The sequence below is a fragment of the Terrirubrum flagellatum genome (genome assembly GCF_022059845.1).
Lineage (GTDB): Bacteria > Pseudomonadota > Alphaproteobacteria > Rhizobiales > Beijerinckiaceae > Terrirubrum > Terrirubrum flagellatum.
Genome location: NZ_CP091851.1, coordinates 2,548,286 through 2,566,021, shown reverse-complemented (window position 1 = coordinate 2,566,021; position 17,736 = coordinate 2,548,286). Strand labels below are relative to the sequence as shown.

Annotated in this window: 14 protein-coding genes; 8 read left to right on the top strand and 6 right to left on the bottom strand. The window is 59.9% G+C overall.

Translation table 11 applies throughout. The annotated features are described in order from the left end of the window. Positions 1-109: 109 nt before the first annotated feature. From L8F45_RS12450 to guaA, 3 genes are all read left to right on the top strand, one after another. Positions 110-1,423: an RsmB/NOP family class I SAM-dependent RNA methyltransferase gene (locus L8F45_RS12450; protein ID WP_342363178.1), complete on the top strand. Its 1,314-nt coding sequence runs from the start codon at positions 110-112 to the stop codon at positions 1,421-1,423. A 28-nt stretch (positions 1,424-1,451) separates the two neighbouring features. Beyond that, positions 1,452-1,670, top strand: coding sequence for a hypothetical protein (locus tag L8F45_RS12445; protein ID WP_342363177.1), 219 nt, complete (start codon positions 1,452-1,454; stop codon positions 1,668-1,670). A gap of 86 nt (positions 1,671-1,756) precedes the next feature. Continuing rightward, a complete protein-coding gene (gene guaA / locus L8F45_RS12440; protein WP_342363176.1) occupies positions 1,757-3,307 on the top strand; it encodes a glutamine-hydrolyzing GMP synthase in 1,551 nt (516 codons plus the stop codon). A 431-nt stretch (positions 3,308-3,738) separates the two neighbouring features. On the opposite strand, the gene L8F45_RS12435 is transcribed toward guaA, so the two are convergent. From L8F45_RS12435 to L8F45_RS12420, 4 genes are all read right to left on the bottom strand, one after another. Beyond that, the gene (locus L8F45_RS12435; RefSeq protein WP_342363175.1) at positions 3,739-5,040 is read right to left on the bottom strand and encodes a glycoside hydrolase family 130 protein; all 1,302 of its coding nucleotides are present in this window, start codon (positions 5,038-5,040) and stop codon (positions 3,739-3,741) included. Beyond that, positions 4,991-7,363, bottom strand: coding sequence for a glycosyltransferase family 4 protein (locus tag L8F45_RS12430; RefSeq protein ID WP_342363174.1), 2,373 nt, complete (start codon positions 7,361-7,363; stop codon positions 4,991-4,993). Before L8F45_RS12430 ends, L8F45_RS12435 begins: the two co-directional genes overlap by 50 nt. Before the next feature lie 26 nt (positions 7,364-7,389). After that, positions 7,390-8,319 (bottom strand): class I mannose-6-phosphate isomerase, encoded by a 930-nt coding sequence (locus L8F45_RS12425; protein ID WP_342363173.1) that lies wholly within the window; start codon positions 8,317-8,319, stop codon positions 7,390-7,392. 104 nt (positions 8,320-8,423) lie between these two features. Further along, complete coding sequence (locus L8F45_RS12420; protein ID WP_342363172.1) at positions 8,424-8,681, bottom strand: hypothetical protein; 258 nt, start codon at positions 8,679-8,681, stop codon at positions 8,424-8,426. 902 nt (positions 8,682-9,583) lie between these two features. On the opposite strand from L8F45_RS12420, the gene L8F45_RS12415 reads away from it, so the two are divergent. Together L8F45_RS12415 and L8F45_RS12410 are read left to right on the top strand one after the other, a co-directional pair. Continuing rightward, entirely contained in the window at positions 9,584-11,179 is a 1,596-nt protein-coding gene (locus tag L8F45_RS12415) for an alpha-amylase family glycosyl hydrolase (protein WP_342363171.1), read from the top strand. A gap of 4 nt (positions 11,180-11,183) precedes the next feature. Then, a complete protein-coding gene (locus L8F45_RS12410) occupies positions 11,184-12,200 on the top strand; it encodes a glycosyltransferase family 4 protein (RefSeq protein ID WP_342363170.1) in 1,017 nt (338 codons plus the stop codon). A gap of 1,209 nt (positions 12,201-13,409) precedes the next feature. Here L8F45_RS12410 and groL read toward each other — a convergent pair. After that, positions 13,410-15,032, bottom strand: a complete 1,623-nt coding sequence (gene groL / locus L8F45_RS12405; RefSeq protein ID WP_342363169.1) for a chaperonin GroEL — start codon at positions 15,030-15,032, stop codon at positions 13,410-13,412. A gap of 88 nt (positions 15,033-15,120) precedes the next feature. Continuing rightward, complete coding sequence (groES, locus tag L8F45_RS12400) at positions 15,121-15,408, bottom strand: co-chaperone GroES (RefSeq protein WP_342363168.1); 288 nt, start codon at positions 15,406-15,408, stop codon at positions 15,121-15,123. Between the two features lie 338 nt (positions 15,409-15,746). On the opposite strand from groES, the gene L8F45_RS12395 reads away from it, so the two are divergent. The 3 genes from L8F45_RS12395 (at position 15,747) to L8F45_RS12385 (ending at position 17,594) form a co-directional block, all read left to right on the top strand. Then, entirely contained in the window at positions 15,747-15,971 is a 225-nt protein-coding gene (locus L8F45_RS12395) for a hypothetical protein (RefSeq protein WP_342363167.1), read from the top strand. 741 nt (positions 15,972-16,712) lie between these two features. Further along, positions 16,713-17,102, top strand: coding sequence for a hypothetical protein (locus L8F45_RS12390; RefSeq protein ID WP_342363166.1), 390 nt, complete (start codon positions 16,713-16,715; stop codon positions 17,100-17,102). Positions 17,103-17,426: 324 nt separating this feature from the next. Next, positions 17,427-17,594: a hypothetical protein gene (locus L8F45_RS12385; RefSeq protein WP_342363165.1), complete on the top strand. Its 168-nt coding sequence runs from the start codon at positions 17,427-17,429 to the stop codon at positions 17,592-17,594. The last annotated feature ends 142 nt before the right edge of the window (positions 17,595-17,736 follow it).

The following is a 17,736-nucleotide window of genomic DNA, read 5'->3' as shown; positions in this document are numbered from 1 at the left end:
TGCCACTGTCGGTTAGCCGTGACAGCTAGCGCGGACAACCTAGCCGCTTTTGGGGCCTTTCGACGCGCGATCCGCGCGGGCGAGGCCTGCATCATCAACGAGTCTGACTTTGACCCCCGCCGCCCGCCTCCAGGCCGCCATCGAGGTTCTGGCCGATATCTTTGCGCGCCGGAGGCCCGCCGCCGACGCCCTCAAGGATTGGGGCCTCGGCCATCGCTTCGCCGGATCGAAGGATCGGGCCGCGATCGCGAGCCTCACCTATGACGCCCTGCGCAAGAAGGCGTCGGCCGCCTGGCTGATGGGGGCGGAGACGCCGCGCGCCGTCCTCCTGGGGTCGCTCAGGCTGCTTCCCGCGATGAGCGAGGAAGAGATCGCAAGACTCTGCTCGGGCGACCGTTTCGCCCCTGAATCAATTTCTGAAGATGAGCGGACCCGGCTGCAGCTCGATCCCGCCGCGGTGCTCTCTAATGCGCCGGCTCATATCGCTGGCGATTTTCCGGACTGGCTGGAGCCCAGCCTGTCGCGCCGGTTCGGCGACGCGCTCCCCCGGGAGATGCACGCGTTGGCGACGCGCGCGCCGGTCGATGTCAGGGCGAACTCCCTGAAGAGCCTCCGCGATCCCCTGCGCCAGAAGCTCTCTCATCTCGGCGCGGCGGACACGCCCTATTCGCCGGTCGGACTGCGCTTCTCCGCCGGCGAGGGCGGGCGCGGCCCGGCTCTGCAGGCGACCGAGGAATTCCAGAAGGGCCTGTTCGAGATCCAGGACGAGGGATCGCAACTCGTCGCGCTGCTTGCGGGAGCCGAACCCGGCGATCAGGTCATTGACCTCTGCGCCGGCGGCGGCGGCAAGACCTTGTCGCTCGCGGCCGCCATGAACAACAGCGGCCAGATCTACGCCACCGACAATGACGCCCGCCGGCTGGCGCCGATCCATCAGCGGCTGGAGCGGGCCGGAGCACGCAACGTGCAGGTCCGGACGCCGAAGGGCAGGGATGACGAGCCCCTGCGCGGCCTTGAAGGCAAGGCCGACCTCGTGCTGATCGACGCGCCCTGCACCGGCGTCGGCGTCTGGCGGCGCAATCCAGACGCCAAATGGCGCGTCCGCCCCGGCGCGCTGGAGCAGCGGATGGCCGAGCAGGACTTCGTGCTTGGCCGCGCCGCGCGCCTCGTGAAGCCGGGCGGCCGTATCGCCTACATCACCTGCTCGACGCTGATCGAGGAGAACGAGGACCGCGTCTCAGCCTTCCTTAACGATCATCCCGAATTCAGCCCTGTCGACGCGCGCGAGCAGATGGCGCTCGCCCCTGATGCGCTGTGCGAACGCACTGACATCATTGCCGGAGACGGCCTTGGTCTGCTGCTCACGCCGGCGCGGACCGGAACCGATGGCTTTTTCCTCGCATTGCTGCGTCGGAGCGGTTAATCTCCGGTGGGGCTTCGGGAAATCATTCATGCGCGCTTTTCTAGGCCTCATTGTTGGCATCGTCGTCGGCGTCTGCCTCTACTGGGGCTATATGACCTACACCATCACTTCGCCTGACGACGCCGGCTGGGTGTCGATCAACAGCCGCCTGCCTGCGCCTGCGCGGGAATGGGCCTGCAAGCAGGTGAAGGCGCGGCTGAAGCCGCTCGGCTCGGCTCCGATCGGCTGCGAAGGATTCTGGTCTTAAGCTGTTCGGCCCCGCGCATGAGACCATGCGTGGACGAAATCGCGACAAGCGTTGCGCCGCTGCGGCGCTTCGCTTAATCGCCAGAGATGACGCACGATTCCATTCTCATCATCGATTTCGGCTCCCAGGTCACCCAGCTCATCGCCCGGCGGGTGCGCGAGATGGGCGTCTATTGCGAGCTCGCGCCGTTCCAGTCGGCGGCGGAAGCCTTCGCGCGGATGAAGCCGAAGGGCGTGATCTTCTCGGGCGGCCCGGCCTCGGTGCCAGATGAGGGCAGCCCGCGCGCGCCGAAGGAAGTCTTTTCGTCAGGCCTGCCGATCCTCGGCATCTGCTACGGCCAGCAGACCCTGGCGCACCAGCTCGGCGGCGTCGTCGAAGGCGGCCACGCCGCGGAGTTCGGGCGCGCCGAAGTCGAAATCCTCGAACTCTCCTCGCTGTTCGCGGGCGTGTGGGAGAAGGGCCGCCGCTATCCCGTCTGGATGAGCCATGGCGACCGCGTCACGAAACTGCCGGATGGTTTTTCGGTGAAGGCGACATCGGAAAATGCGCCCTTCGCGGTCGCGACCGACGAGAAGCGCCGCCTCTACACCACCATGTTCCACCCTGAAGTCGCGCACACGCCCGACGGCGCGAAGCTGCTCAGGAATTTCGTGATCGACATCTGCGGCTGCAAGCCGGACTGGACCATGTCCGCCTATCGCGCCGAGATGATCGCGAAAATCCGCGCGCAGGTCGGCAAGGGCCGCGTGATCTGCGGATTGTCCGGCGGCGTCGATTCCGCCGTGGCGGCGGTGCTGATCCATGAAGCGATCGGCGATCAACTCACCTGCGTCTTCGTCGATCACGGCCTGATGCGCATGGCGGAGGCGGAGGAGGTCGTCGATCTCTTCCGCGGCCACTACAATATTCCGCTCGTCCATGTGGACGCGGAGAAGATGTTCCTCGATGCGCTCGCGGGCGTCAGCGACCCCGAGACAAAGCGCAAGACCATCGGCAAGCTCTTCATCGATGTGTTCGAGGCGGAAGCGAAGAAAATCGGCGGCGCGGAATTCCTCGCGCAAGGCACGCTCTATCCCGACGTGATCGAGAGCGTGAGTTTTTCAGGCGGGCCTTCGGTGACGATCAAGTCGCACCACAATGTCGGCGGCCTGCCCGCGCGCATGAACATGAAGCTCGTCGAGCCGCTGCGCGAACTGTTCAAGGATGAGGTGCGTGCTCTGGGGCGCGAACTCGGATTGCCCGAAGCTTTCGTCGGCCGTCATCCCTTCCCGGGCCCCGGCCTTGCGATCCGCGTGCCCGGCGACATCACGAAAGACAAGCTCGACATCCTGCGCCAGGCCGATGCGATCTATCTCGACGAGATCAGGCGCGCCGGCCTCTACGACCAGATCTGGCAGGCATTCGCCGTGTTGCTGCCGGTGCGCACCGTCGGCGTGATGGGCGATTATCGCACCTACGATCATGTGCTGGCGCTGCGCGCGGTGACGTCGGTCGACGGCATGACCGCCGATTTCTTCCCCTTCGACATGAATTTCCTGGGCCGCGCGGCGACGCGCATCATCAATGAGGTGAGGGGCGTAAACCGCGTCGTCTATGACGTGACGAGCAAGCCGCCGGGAACCATTGAGTGGGAGTAGGGGAAATCGGCGGCGATAGCGTAAATTCGGCGGCAACTTTCGCCGCCATCCCGCCGCTGCTCTTGTCTCTTTCTAGCTACCTCGGTTGCTTGATCTCCCCACGAAACTCGCAGAGCCAACCTGCGGCCAATCTCGGGAAGATGTAAAGCGCTTTCGTCGAATGTGAACGCTCTGGCGCAGAATAGCGTACACATGGGCGGATCTGCTTGCTCGCTAGGCGGACCTTCGTAAGACGATTGGGGTTCCGAAACGCGACATCCGCGGCTAGCGGCGGCACTGACCCAAGGCCGCCGGTCAATGACCTAAAGTTTCTCCCGATAGCCGACGTTGGCTGTGAGCGGCACGTCTGAACCAAAGCGAGCCTAGATAGACCGGATTGCGCCGTGAAGGCTGACTGTTGCAGCTAGACAGCCCGCAATGACGCTTAACTTTTATCCCCTGTCGATCGCGCCGAGAAGCGCTGCGGCATCGATCGCCGCAAACTTGGAGAACGTGTCTGATATTGCATAGGGGAGAATGATCTTGCCGCGATGCCGCAAGGCGCCGCAGGTGTAGACGACGTTGGGGACGTAACCATCGCGTTCATAGAATTCCGGACGGATCAGCGGCTCGCGCGAGCGGCCCAAAACCTTCGAAGGGTTCGCCTTGTCGAGAAGAACTGCTCCGATTGAGTATTTGCGAACGGGCCCGACGCCGTGCGTCAGCAGCAACCAGCCCTCGTCGAGTTCGATGGGCGCGCCGCAATTTCCCATCTGAAAAAACTCCCAGGGCTGCTCTGGTTGAAGAATCGCTTGCCCGCCTTCCCATGCACGAATGTCATCAGAATACAGGAGGTAGAGATTCTCATTATCCTGTCTCGCGATCATCGCGTATCGCCCGTTGATCTTGCGTGGGAATAGAGCCATGCCCTTGTTCCGGGTGGCCGATCCGGAGAGTGGAGTAAGTCGAAAAGAGCGAAAGTCCTTCGTTTCGATCAACTCGGACCGAATGGCTCGCCCACTGTAGGCAGTATAAGTCGCGTAGTAGCGAGTGTCGTCGCCCTCGACGAACTCGACGAATCTGGCGTCCTCTATGCCATTCGACTGAGCGTCGGTAATTGGAAAGATGACACGTTCGCTGAGCTCAACCTCAGGTCTGAACGAGATCTCGACGTGTTCTCCGTGAGGTGAGGGCGTGCGGATCAAGTCGGTAGAAATGCACGCGAGCCGCGCCGTCGGATCAAGCGTCACCTCGCCCGTCGCTCCGATGACGCCCGAGCGAAATGTGAGTGACGAAATATGCCCTTCGCCAACTGCGCGAAGACTGAGGATGAAGCGGCAGCTGTCCTTCGGAGCTGATGACTGATCAGGGTCACGGACGATACTCGGATTGAAGAGAGCCGATGCTTCGAACGAATACTCCTGGAGAAAATACGCCCCGATAAGAAGGCGCTGATGCGGGCTCAGCGGGGCGTGCGGCGCAAACGCGTTCTCCATCTCTTCAGCGCTGCAGGCGAACGTCTGCAATAAATTCCGATGGCGCCCCTCAAAATTCTCAAGGACGTCATGAAGCTGTCGATCGACCGTAGCCTCGTCAAGCCGGAGGACGCGATCGACGATGTGGTCAGCGCGTGTCTTATCGCTTGCATTCATATCTCTTGGCTCTGTCGTCGGCTTGAACGGCCTCACGACAACCCTGCTGGGATCAGGGCGTAGGGATAAGCTTTGTCGAACTAGCAGCGGAAATTGAGACAAGATGCGCGCCCCCAGAAATTTTGTGCGACGTGCTCGAACGGCCCGCAATGTCGCGCGGCAGTGAAAACGATGGCTTGGCGCGTTCGTGCACGACCGCATCCTCTAATTGGATGATTTCGACGAGGCCGAGGAGATAAGACAACGCGGACTCCGCACCTCTGTTCTCATTCCGTCGATCGGGATGAAGACCGTCCGCGCATCCGCCGCTTTCGGCGTCGATCAGCGTCACATGCAAATCGTTGTCGCCAAGAAACCAGCCGAACGCCCGCTTCGCGCTCGCTCGCCATTGGCTATCGCCGCTCGCTCGCCAGGCTGCAGCGCAGGCCGAGATCGTGGCCGCGGCCTCAACGGGTTGCTGGTCAAACGTTGCAGGCGGTAAACGGCGGCAGCCGAAGCTTTCCGTGCCTACAGGCCGGAAAAGCCCTTCGGAACTTGTTTGCATCGCCATCAGCCAGGACAGCGACTTCAAGCCCGTGTCCACGTAAGAATGGTTCCGAATTCCCATGCCCGTCTGGATCATGGCTTGCGAAAGCCGGGCGTTGTCATACGCGAGATAGTCCTCGAACCAGGTCCATTCGTGTGTCTCGGCGCCCGCGAACTGGGAAGCAAGACGCTTGGCGAGCAAGTGTCGCATCTGGAGAGCGAGCGGCTCTGCGCTCATCACCGTGCAATAGCAATCCAGACCGAGAAGCGCGAAGGCCCAGGCCCGTGGGGACGCAAACGATTCTACGGCGGGCAGCGCCGCCCTGAACAGCGCCTCGGCCCATCGCCGCCTGGACGAATCGCGGTCTCTTGCGACGCAGTCTCCAAGCGCCCAGAGCGTCCGGCCGTGACTGTCTTCCGAGCCCCTGCTTTCTAACCACCTTCGGCCATAGCTCATAAAATTGCGGAACCGGCCATTTTCAGGATTCCAAGCGTCTTGGATAAATGCGGCAAAACGTGCGGCGACAAGGTAGGACAATTGCGCATCGCCTGAGATGGAGAGCGCCGTGGACAGAAGAAGCGCGCGTGCATTGTCGTCGACACAGTATCCATGTTCGCGATTGGCGACGGAATAGACGGCGTGCTGGAGTATGCCGGTGTCATCACAAAGAGACAGGAAATGCCTCAACCGTAGCGGTGGAATTGTTCGTTCCCTGCGGCGGGACAGGAGCGGGGGGAACTCAGGCGCTTTGCTTTGCGACCGCGCCGCCTCGAATGCCGAGCAGTAGCGTTTCGCAACTTCTCCCCAGATCATCGATCGGCTGGCTTCATAGGCGCGTTTGCGCATTGAATGCCGCTTCACGTCATTTGTCAGAAGGCCAGACACCTCTCGGCTCAGCGCATCGGCATCTCCGAAAGGAACGAGAATCCCAAGGCCATCCGCCAACAGCTCTTTGGCGTGCCAATAAGGGGTCGACACGACGGCCTTGCCCAAGCCAAAGCTGTAAGCAAGCGTGCCCGACGTCATCTGCGCCTCATTGAGATACGGCGTCACATAAACGTCGGCCATTGAGATGAATTCCAGCAATGTTGGCTGATCGACGAACTGGTTGAGAAACGTTACATGCCCTTCAATGCCGAGTTCGCGCGCGCGGGCTGCGAGCAGGTTCCGATAAGCTTCGCCCTCGCGGCGAACGAGATTGGGATGAGTTGCGCCCAGAACGATATAAGCGGCTGCTGGCGTGCTTTTGATGATTCTCGACATCGCATCGAGCATCACCTCGATACCCTTGTTGGGGGACAGAAGACCGAAAGTCAGGATCGTCGAACGATCCTGCATATCGAATTTCGGTTTAGCGACGCTGGTCTCCTGGTAGGGAAAGTTCGGTATTCCATGCGGAATGACGATAACCTTGTGAGCGGGAATCCCATGCACAGACAACAGAAGCTCGCGAGCTTTGTCAGCCATCACGATGATCTTTATCGAATTGTTGATAATCAGATCCATGACCGCGCGTTGCCTCGGAGTCGGATTCGCCAGCACGGTATGAAGCGTGGTGACAATCGGCATGGCGAGACGCGACAACAGCTCAATGACATGCCCGCCGGCGTCGCCGCCGAATATTCCGTATTCGTGCTGAAGCGACACGATATCGACACCCGCCTGATTCAGCCGTTCGGCGGCGGCGATATATTCGCCCAACGAATCTTCATGAATCTCTGCCGTGACTACTCCGGGATAGTTGTATGAACAGCCAACATCGGTCATAGCCACGACCGATGTTTCAACTTCCGGGAGGGCGGCGGCGACAGCTCGCTGGATGTCGTGCGTGAAGGTCGCGATGCCACATCGACGCGGCAAATAGTTGCCAATGAATGCGATTTTCTTGAGCGCTGTCATGATCTCGATGCCGAAAGCAATGTCATTCAGCCTCTCCTGGTCGCGACCGGGCTGGCGGGCTCTCGATCTTTGTGCGCTATGACGAGTGAGGAAGGCGGGTCAGCGCCTTGCAACAGGTGTGAAAAGGGGCCGGGCGGCGTGTAGGCCGCGAGGATGGAGAGTCCTGCGTCGCGGACAGTAATATCGGCCTCCGCGCTTCGGGCGAAGAGAGCTTCGCCTAATTTGCAGTCGAACCTGCCGATATGGCCGCGTCCAGAGATCACGAGCAGCCAAATTTCCTGATCGGCGTTTAATCTCCAATCCGTATTGGCCGGGAGATCAAAGCGTTCGAGAATGAAATGATCTCCGGACGCGAGAAGCATCCGTGAATGGTCAATCCGTGTCGGAGCAGCCTGGGGCGACGTGGGCTCAAGAGTTGCGACGGCGAGGGCGTTGTCAACGTGAAGTTCGCGTGAACTTCCGTAGTCGAACAGGCGGAACGTTGTATCGCTGCGCTGCTGAATTTCCGCCAGGATGATACCTGCGCCGATTGCGTGAATCGTGCCGGCGGGAACTAGCACGATCTCGCCAGAGACTACGGGGCGCCACGCAAGTAGGGATTCAATCGAGCCATCTTTGATCGCCCTGCGCACCCGATTGGCGTCAAGCCGTCCTATTGGTCCCACGGCGACCTTCGCACCTCGCGCGGCGTCCAGAATATACCAAGCCTCCGACTTTCCGTTCAGCAGGCCCATAGCTTTCGCAGCGCGGTCGTCCGGGTGAACCTGAACGGAGAGCGGCTTCTTGGCGAACAGCATCTTGAGCAAGAGCTGAGAAGTGCGGACGTTCTGGCTGAAGCGTTCGAAGCAAATCTCACCGATCTGCGGCGCATTCTCTGCCGCCTGCTTCCAACGGCCAATGTCAGTCATACGCCAAGGTTTCGGGAGAGCTATCGGCCGGGCGCGCTCGATCGTCATTTCATAAGTCTTGTCTTACTGCGGGTGACGTTGGCCGAAGGCGAGAGCGCTCGTTCATCTGGAAAGCCCTGAGGTCATCTACGATCAACTTTGGACGAGCGCGCTCAGCCACGAATCGGAACCGCGTTCTGGATCTCCTTGAAGAATTCGTCTCCGCCACTTGCAGGCAGCACGCCGACTATCTCGCTTTGCGCAACGACACGCTCATGCGGTTCGTGATCGCTTCGAATTCTATACTGAAAGTCTGCCCCGAGCGGTGGAAGGACAGCAACAATCTTGTAAACGCTCACGGTGCTGACATTCGTCAAGTTTGACGCCGTAATGTTCACAGATTGTCCCACGGAATAGGCGTGACCGTTCATAGAACTTCTCCAGATGACAAGGTCGGCGATCGACTGCACGAGATGTTCGACGCCTCGTCATTTCCCAAGCGCAGTTGTGGCTGCGGAGAACCGATCAAGGCGCGCGAACTGGTTCGACCGCTTCGCCGTTTCGGCAAGCTACGATCGGAGTTCGAACAGAGAGACGCCACATGACACAGCGCGCCGAACTCAATCGCTCAGCACGAGCGGCTTGAACTAAGCGCGTTGTGATGTCAGAAAGACGGGCGCCGCCCAATTGGCAAATGGGGGCGCAAGCTGAAGATACAAGAGGTGCGGGAAACTTTATTGTGCGGGAGTGACGAGGCCTGCACTGCCTGCCTCAATTCAAGCGCGGGCGTCGGCACAGTTCCGCAGTCAAGCCCGCCGTTCGCCGGTGATCTGATCGCAGCGATCTGATCGCAGCGACAAGATATCTACAATCCGTTGATTGCTAAGCTTCGCGCAAGACCGGTAGGCGCGGCGCGACTGGGGCTGAGGCGAAAGAAGCTACACACATGCGCCGCTTTCGGCAAAGGTCACGAAAGCTGCAAAATTCTATCGCGCCGCGCGGTCGCGCGCCGGCTGGCGGCGGATTGCAGATGTTTGCAGACGGAGGTGGATATTTGGTGTAAGGCTTTGGCGCTGGTTCACACATTAAAGTGTCAGTGTCAGCCGCTACTTCTCGCTCTTCAGCGAGATGAACTCAATCGTGAGGTCGAGATTTGAGCTCGACGTCCGCTTTGCCATCAAGGCGTCCATGCCAATCACCGGCACGAGAGCTCCAGGCGAAACCAGTTCGCTCCGAAGGCCGTGAAACACATACTGTCGAAAGAGGAGATCAAACGGTTCAAAGCCATGTCGACGCCAACGCCTCAGACCGTTTCGGGTGGTGGCGGAGCTGCGTGATCTATCAGATTTATCCACGCTCGTTCTGCGATACTGATGGCGACGGCGTAGGCAATTTGGCCGGGATAGAAAGGAAGCTCGACTATCTCGTCTGGCTTGGGATTGACGCGATATGGATTTCACCGTTTTTTCCGTCACCGATGGCGGATTTCGGCTACGAAATCTCCGACTACTACGATGTCGCCGCTGTCTTTGGGACGGTTGAAGATCTCGATCGGCTGCTCACTGCCGCGCATGGGCGCGGTGTCAGGATTGTGCTCGATTTCGTACCCAATCACAGTTCGAGCGAGCATCCCTGGTTTCGCGAAAGCCGATCGTCGCGCAACAGCCCTAGGCGCGACTGGTATCTCTGGCGTGACGCGGCGCCTGACGACGGGCCGCCCAACAACTGGATCAGTGATTTGGGCGGCTCTGCATGGGAATGGGACGAAGTCACGGGGCAATTCTACTATCACGCGTTTCTGAAGGAGCAGCCAGATTTCAACTGGCACAATCCATCCGCGCAGTTGGCGATGCATGACGTCATGCAGTTCTGGCTCGATCGCGGCGTCGACCGTTTCCGCATCGACGTCTTGTGGCATCTGATCAAATCGGCGGATTTTCCGGACAATCCGCCAAATCCAGCCTATCAGCCCGAGATGGGCGAGATGCATCGGCTGCTGCAGATTCACTCTACCGATCAGCCCGAGATCCACCGGGTGGCTGCAGATATGCGCGCCCTCGTTGATCGTTATGCAGCGAACGGAGCGGTCGAGCGCGTTCTGATCGGTGAAATCTACCTGCCCGTTGATCGGCTGATGCAATACTATGGACAAGATCGGCCGGAGATGCATCTGCCCCTCAACTTCCAGCTGATCGACGCGCCATGGAATGCTCGCGCACTCGCGAAGCTGATTGTTGACTATGAAGCTGCGCTGCCATCAGACGCATGGCCGAACTGGGTGCTCGGCAACCATGATCGCCCGCGCGTCGCCGCCAAACGTGGCCAGGCCCAGGCGCGCGTCGCCGCCATGCTGCTGCTGACGCTGCGGGGAACGCCGACGCTCTATTACGGCGACGAGCTTGGCCTGAACGATATCCCCATATCTATTGGCGAAGTGCGGGATCCGCGCGAGCTGCGCGAGCCCGGGTTGGGTCTGGGACGCGATCCGGTTCGCACGCCGATGCCATGGGACGAAAGCGAGCATGCCAGCTTCAGCGCCGCCAGGCCGTGGCTCCCGCTCAACACAGACTGGCGGACGCGCAACGTCGCGACGATGGCGAGGGAGCCGGATTCAATCCTGACATTGTACCAAAGACTGTTGACGCTCAGACGCGCGCATCCAGCTCTCGCCGCGGGCGATTTCGCGTTGCTCGACTCCGAAGGCGATGTGCTCGCCTATGAGCGCCGGCGAGGTGTGGAGCGAATGATCGTTGCGCTCAATCTAGGACAATCGCCGCAGCGCCTGTCATTGCCGGATTGGGCGCATAGCTGCCGATCTCTGGCGTCGACTCTCGACGATACGCCTCGGCCCGAAGGCGGGAGCTTGCTTCTGCGCGGCGATGAAGGCGCGGTCCTTGCCGCCGATCCATCGCGAACCGTGGATAGATGAGCGTATGCGCATCGCCATGCTCGCCCCGATATCCTGGCGCACGCCGCCACGCCACTACGGCCCATGGGAGTTGGTGACGAGCCTCTTGACGGAGGCGCTTGTCGCACGCGGCGTCGATGTGACGCTATTTGCAACATTGGACAGTCGAACCTCCGCCACATTGGCTGGCGTCTGTCCGACGCCTTATTCGGAAGACCCTGCAATCGACGCCAAGGCATGGGAGATGCTGCACGTCGCCCATGTCTTCGAGCGCGCGAATGAGTTCGACCTTATTCACAATCAGGCTGACTTCGTTCCGCTGGCTTTCTCGCGGCTGGTGGAGACGCCGGTGGTGACCACGATCCACGGCTTCTCATCGGAGCGGATCGTGCCCGCCTTCAAGGCGTATGAAGATCGCGTCCGCTATGTCGCGATCAGCGACGCTGATCGCCATCCGAACCTGCGCTACGGCGCGACCATCCATCACGGCGTCCCGCTCGGCGACTTTCCATTCGATCCAGCAGGCGGCGACGACCTGCTCTTTTTTGGCCGCATCCATCCAGACAAGGGCGCGGTCGAGGCGATCGCGGCGGCCCGTCGGGCGGGACGACGATTGGTCATGGCCGGCATCGTGCAGGATCAGGCGTACTACGAAACGCAGGTAGCGCCAGCGCTCGACGGGCGTTTCGCAACCTATCGCGGACCGCTGGGCGGGACGGCTCGCACCGCCGCGCTCGGCTCAGCGAAGGCGCTGCTCCATCTCGTGAACTTTGAAGAACCTTTCGGGCTTTCGGTGGTGGAAGCGCTCGCCTGCGGCACGCCGGTCATCGCCGCCAGGCGGGGATCGATGCCGGAGCTGATCGATCATGGTGTGACGGGATTCCTGGTCGACAGCGTTGACGAAGCGGTGGACGCCATCGGGCGCATTGGAGACATCGATCGCGCCGCCTGCCGGGCGGCTGTATCCGCACGCTTCACTGTCGATCGCATGGCTGATCGCTACCTCGCGCTTTATCGATCGATCCTCGATCAGGCAATTTAGCGCCAATCAGACGTTGGTCGGTCGTCTGTCGGCAAAACCGCACGAGCGTCGAATCTGCGCGACCCTTCGCAAGGCGGCCCGTTTGCGTTCGATGAGTGGCGGTTCGGGCCGATGCGACGCCGTCAGCAAGCCTCCTTGAAACTAAGGACTATCGTTCATATGTGGTGACGGTACGGTTGCATTTGACAGCGCCCGAGCCTTTCCAAAATCCAAGGAAGTGAGACGAGCGAGCCGTTCGTTCTTCTAGCGCGCTCGGCTGATTGAGCCCTTGCGCCAAAGATTGGAGCTGAGATGACTTCCGATGGACAATCCGCAGCACCCCCCGCGCACTCTTACGCTGTTGGGCAGCTTGTGATGCTCAAGGACCGAGCTGCGCCGACGCCGTTCTTTTCCGGAGGCTTCGAAATTCTGGCGAGGCTTCCCGCTATCAACGGCAAGCCGAATTACAGGATGCGTTCGCGCGCCGAAGCTTGCGATCGAAGGGTCTGTGAAGATGACATCATTGGAGCGGACCTGTACTCACAAGCCACGTTTGTTCGCAGGGAGAGTACGAGATGAGAGACACTTTTCGATTTGGCCGCAAACTCAAGTTGCCGTCCACCGTTCAGATATTGCATGATCTGAGGGTGTTTGGCGCAGAAGAAGATGGCCGGCGGCGAATTGCGGCGTTGGATGGCCTGTCGGAGACAGCCAGCTGGGACGAAATAGGTCGTCATTGGGCGCATATGGAACGAAGCGTGCTCGGAAAGCATCGAAGGTCACGCGCCATTCCCTCGGAGACCGGGACCGATTGAGATCCATCTTTTTCATTTCGCTGTCTTGGCGGCCAGTCGGTTGATCGACCCGCAGGCTGGGCAGCTCGGCAGCATCGTTCGATCATTGAATTTAAGGGCCTTCACGGACCCAGCCCAACCGCAAGCGCAACTCCACTCCGTAAGATGTCGACATGGACCTGCCGCTCCCGAAGGCCCAAAAAAGCGCCTGTCCTCCGCATCTCGGTCGGCGATCGTGGCGCGAGCAGCATCCAGCCTTGCAGTCCTCTGCGCCTCCGAGGCCGTCTTGGTTTCTGGCGCTTCGTCGCTCAATCAGCCCTCCGCGCACGCATTTGCTTGATATCGAGTGACTTCATTTAACGACGGCTTCTCGCGTAAAGTCGGGGACAGGCGGTTGCCCATCTCCAAATCACGCAAGATCGAAGCGCCAGTTTCATCAATAATCCATTCCGCCAGGCGTCGGGGTCGACTGCTTGTCCTTCATAGCTTCGACAATCATCGCCTCGGTTGAAACAATGAGCCCGGCGATGGAGCCTGCGTTTTGTAAAGCCGTGCGCACGACCTTGGCCGGGTCAACGATGCCGGCGGTGAGCATGTCGACATACTCTTCCGTCTGCGCGTTGAAGCCGAAGGTGGCCGACTTGTTCTCGAGGATCTTGCCGACGACGATCGAGCCTTCGACGCCCGAATTCTCGACGATCTGACGGATCGGCGCTTCGAGAGCCTTGGCGACGATGTGGATGCCGGCGGTCACGTCGGGATTGTCCGACTTGAGCTTGGCGACCGCGGCCTTGGCGCGCAGCAGGGCGACGCCGCCGCCGGGGACGATGCCTTCTTCCACCGCAGCGCGGGTGGCGTTCAGCGCGTCATCCACGCGGTCCTTCTTCTCCTTGACCTCGACTTCGGTCGAGCCGCCGACGCGGATCACCGCGACGCCACCCGCGAGCTTGGCCAGGCGCTCCTGGAGCTTCTCGCGATCGTAGTCCGAGGTGGTCTCCTCGATCTGCGCCTTGATCTGGCCGACGCGGCCTTCGATGTCCTTCTTCTTGCCGGAGCCATCGATGATCGTGGTGTTCTCCTTCTCGATGCGCACCTTCTTGGCGCGGCCGAGCATGGCGAGCGTCACGCTCTCGAGCTTGATGCCGAGATCTTCCGCGATCATCTGACCGCCGGTCAGGATCGCGATGTCTTCCAGCATCGCCTTGCGACGATCGCCGAAGCCCGGAGCCTTCACGGCCGCGATCTTCAGACCGCCGCGCAGCTTGTTGACGACGAGGGTGGCGAGCGCTTCGCCTTCCACGTCTTCAGCGACGATCACGAGCGGCTTGCCGGTCTGAACGACAGCCTCGAGGATCGGCAGCATCGGCTGCAGCGAGGTCAGCTTCTTCTCGTGGATGAGGATGTAGGGGTCCTCAAGCTCGGCGACCATCTTGTCGGCGTTGGTGATGAAGTAGGGGCTGAGATAGCCGCGGTCGAACTGCATGCCTTCGACGATGTCGACCTCGGTGTCGGAGGTCTTGGCCTCTTCAACCGTGATGACGCCCTCGTTGCCGACCTTCTGCATCGCGTTCGCGATCATGTCGCCGATTGACTTATCACCGTTCGAGGAGATGGCTCCGACCTGGGCGACCTCTTCTGAGGAGGCGATCTTTTTGGACCGCTTCTTGATGTCGCCAATGGCTTCCGCGACGGCGAGATCGATGCCGCGCTTCAGGTCCATCGGGTTCATGCCGGCCGCGACCAGCTTGCCGCCCTCCTTGACCATGGCCTGGGCAAGAACCGTTGCGGTCGTCGTGCCATCGCCTGCGGCGTCGTTTGTCTTCGACGCGACTTCGCGCACCAGCTGGGCGCCAATATTCTCAAACTTGTCTTCAAGTTCGATTTCTTTGGCGACGGCGACGCCATCCTTGGTGATGCGGGGAGCGCCAAATGACTTGTCGAGAATGACATTCCGCCCCTTAGGGCCGAGGGTCACTTTCACAGCATTGTTCAAAAGGTCGATGCCGCGCAGCATGCGATCGCGGGCGTCTGATGAAAAGCGAATGTCTCTGGCGGCCATAAATTTTCTCCTGAACTAAGAAGTTCCTAATTGCGAGAACTCGGACACGCTCGCGGTGCGACCCACGAGAGACGGAAAAGAAACGTCGTCAGCCGATGACGCCCATAATGTCCGTCTCCTTCATGATCAGGAGCTCCTGCCCATCGATCTTGACCTCAGTGCCTGACCATTTTCCGAATAGCACTTTGTCGCCCTGCTTCACCGCAAGAGGCACGAGCCTGCCGGTTTCATCCCTGGCGCCCGAGCCTGCGGCGACGATTTCGCCCTCCTGCGGCTTCTCCTTGGCGTTGTCCGGAATGATGATGCCGCCCTTGGTCTTCTCTTCGGCTTCGAGTCGACGAACAGCGACGCGGTCGTGCAGAGGCCGGAATGTCATGTTGTTCCATTGGTTGCGAACGCATTCGCAAGGCGAACTGCGCGCAGGCTCGGTCAGGCAGACAACCGATTTCCCACTTTAGCACTCTTTCGTCGCGAGTGCCAACGATATGTGGAGCACGGCTTCCGATGGGCGACACATCGACATTCGACGGCCAGCTGAAATTTAGAGTGACAAGCTGCGTGTAAGGGCAGAAGGTCAACGCGTCCAATTGGACGGCAAGCGAACTTCGCTTCTTCTCTCGCCGCAACGACAGCCGATCAACGAGCCCAAGCCATATTGGGCGCGACGGTCTTTGTTTGCCCAGCTGCGCCTAGCAAAATCAGAGGAATCTCCGAATGAACATCGACGCGCCGGCTTTGCTCTCAGCAAAGAGCTATAAGACTCTTCGCTTTCTTGGCAGCCGCACAGGGACAAACTCTACTCTTGGGCGCTATGCGTCCCATGCCGCTCGCCTTCGAAAGGAAGGGTTGATTTTGGAAGGCTCGCTCGGTCTTACACAAAAAGGCAAGGAAGCCCTAGCGACACGCATCAAACATGAGCGCCCGCTCATTATAAAGTAGCGCAAAACGCCGCCACTCGCCGACATCCTACTCGGCGCACTCAATTTGGGTCATCTTGCACCTCGGAGCCTTTTCAGAAAGGGGAGAGCATGAGCGAATCTCATGTAGAAACATTGACGACCGCTCGTGCTCTGCTGGTGGGCCACAGACGGGCGCTCGGGAGAATCCTATCAACTGCAAATGACGGACGGGGCTTCGACTCACGGGCGAAATTTGTAGATATTCAAGCCACAATCGAGGCGATGGATCGCGCCCTTGAAGACGAGAGGACTCTTCATGTGGGCGATCAAGATTCTAAATAGTAGTGTGGCAAAGTCGAGTTCCGTCGAGCAAGTCAAGCTGCCGGCGGCGACGTTGCTCCAGCGAAAATCACACTCCACTCGCCCATCCCTTCTTTAGGCGCGATATCGACAGCATCATTTGCGCAGATAGTGCTCGTGCTCGGTAGTGTCTCGTATATCGCTTCCAGCTCTGCCGTGGAACTATCGAAGTGCTGAGAGCTCCTCTCTTTTGGAGCAATCTGTCCGAGCCCGCTCGGTTCCACCCGAGCGGGTTAAGGCTGCCGAGCCCGTCCTTGGTGCTCGCCGACGTGGCGCCAGACCTCGGCGGGTTTGGAGGGCCATTATTGCTGATACTCGCTGTATGCGAGATCCTCAAACTCCGGTAGGTAATCAGGTTGCGCCAGATGGGGCTCGCACTCGGCAAAGCCTTCTCGACATCGCGCGCGCGAAAGCAATCTAGATGCTCCGATACGTCTTGCGCCTTGGCCTTATGGCGCTGCCCGTGACGGTGAGTTCGACTGCATTTGCTGTCGATGATCCTATTCAGGGGCAATGGGCGAGGGCGGCGCATGACTGTCGGGCGCGCGACTCTCTGAGGCTAGTGACTATCGACTTCAACAATCGTCAAGACGGTAAGCTAGCCCCTTTGATCAAGCGCGGAGACGACAGATGCGGCGTGCAAGGCATCTCGACGAAATCCCAAGTGATAAGGATCGAGATGGTCTGCTCGAACGCTTGGGAGATCGACCCGCTGGCCGGGAAATCCAAGCTCTTTACAATGCAAATCAAAGCAATCAACAAGGACGAACTTTTAATCGACAATGTGCGGCACGTTCGATGCGCTGAATAGCCGACTCGACCTTCTACACATCGTTTGAAATCAGTTCGGCCGCTGAGGGCGCGTTATCGGATGCTATTGGATTGTTAGCACCTAGCGGGCGCACGCCGGATAGCTTGTATCAATTTCTGTGCGATGGCGTGCCTTTTTGCGTGACGCATTGACTGCGACAGCAAACACAAAATTTGAGGATTACTGGTTTGCTCGGTGGTGCGTTGAAGATGCGGCGGGTGGCGTGGGAGAAAAGCTATGTCAGTCTGGAAAGAGGGTCACATAGTCGGCCAGAAACGGCCCCTCAAGCCACGAGAGGTATGGAGCATTCGGGCGAGTCTGCAAATGTTGGGAACAGCACAAGATGTTGCGTTGCTTAATCTTGCGCTCGACAGCAAATTACGCAGCAGAGATCTGGCAGCGGCACGCGTTGAAGACGTCGCTCTGCCCAACACCGTGCGTGATGGAAGCCTGGTCGTGCCGCATGAGACCGGCACGACCCGTGCGCCATGAAATGATAGAGCAGACGAGCCAGCTGTCGGGGCACTTAGATATCCTACCTACATCTCATAGAAAGGCACTATCTCCTCCCGAGTCGGCTGCGCCCCAGGCCGCATACGTCGACGAGACAATAGATGCGCATTGTCGACAAATG

What these genes read in the sequence shown, in the direction of transcription:
- L8F45_RS12445 (WP_342363177.1), top strand. Translation starts at nt 1,452, where the DNA reads ATGCGCGCTTTTCTAGGCCTCATTGTTGGCATCGTCGTCGGCGTCTGC.
- guaA (WP_342363176.1), top strand. Translation starts at nt 1,757, where the DNA reads ATGACGCACGATTCCATTCTCATCATCGATTTCGGCTCCCAGGTCACC.
- L8F45_RS12430 (WP_342363174.1), bottom strand. Translation starts at nt 7,363, where the DNA reads ATGACAGCGCTCAAGAAAATCGCATTCATTGGCAACTATTTGCCGCGT.
- L8F45_RS12425 (WP_342363173.1), bottom strand. Translation starts at nt 8,319, where the DNA reads ATGACGATCGAGCGCGCCCGGCCGATAGCTCTCCCGAAACCTTGGCGT.
- L8F45_RS12420 (WP_342363172.1), bottom strand. Translation starts at nt 8,681, where the DNA reads ATGAACGGTCACGCCTATTCCGTGGGACAATCTGTGAACATTACGGCG.
- L8F45_RS12410 (WP_342363170.1), top strand. Translation starts at nt 11,184, where the DNA reads ATGCGCATCGCCATGCTCGCCCCGATATCCTGGCGCACGCCGCCACGC.
- groL (WP_342363169.1), bottom strand. Translation starts at nt 15,032, where the DNA reads ATGGCCGCCAGAGACATTCGCTTTTCATCAGACGCCCGCGATCGCATG.
- groES (WP_342363168.1), bottom strand. Translation starts at nt 15,408, where the DNA reads ATGACATTCCGGCCTCTGCACGACCGCGTCGCTGTTCGTCGACTCGAA.
- L8F45_RS12395 (WP_342363167.1), top strand. Translation starts at nt 15,747, where the DNA reads ATGAACATCGACGCGCCGGCTTTGCTCTCAGCAAAGAGCTATAAGACT.
- L8F45_RS12390 (WP_342363166.1), top strand. Translation starts at nt 16,713, where the DNA reads ATGCTCCGATACGTCTTGCGCCTTGGCCTTATGGCGCTGCCCGTGACG.
- L8F45_RS12385 (WP_342363165.1), top strand. Translation starts at nt 17,427, where the DNA reads ATGTTGGGAACAGCACAAGATGTTGCGTTGCTTAATCTTGCGCTCGAC.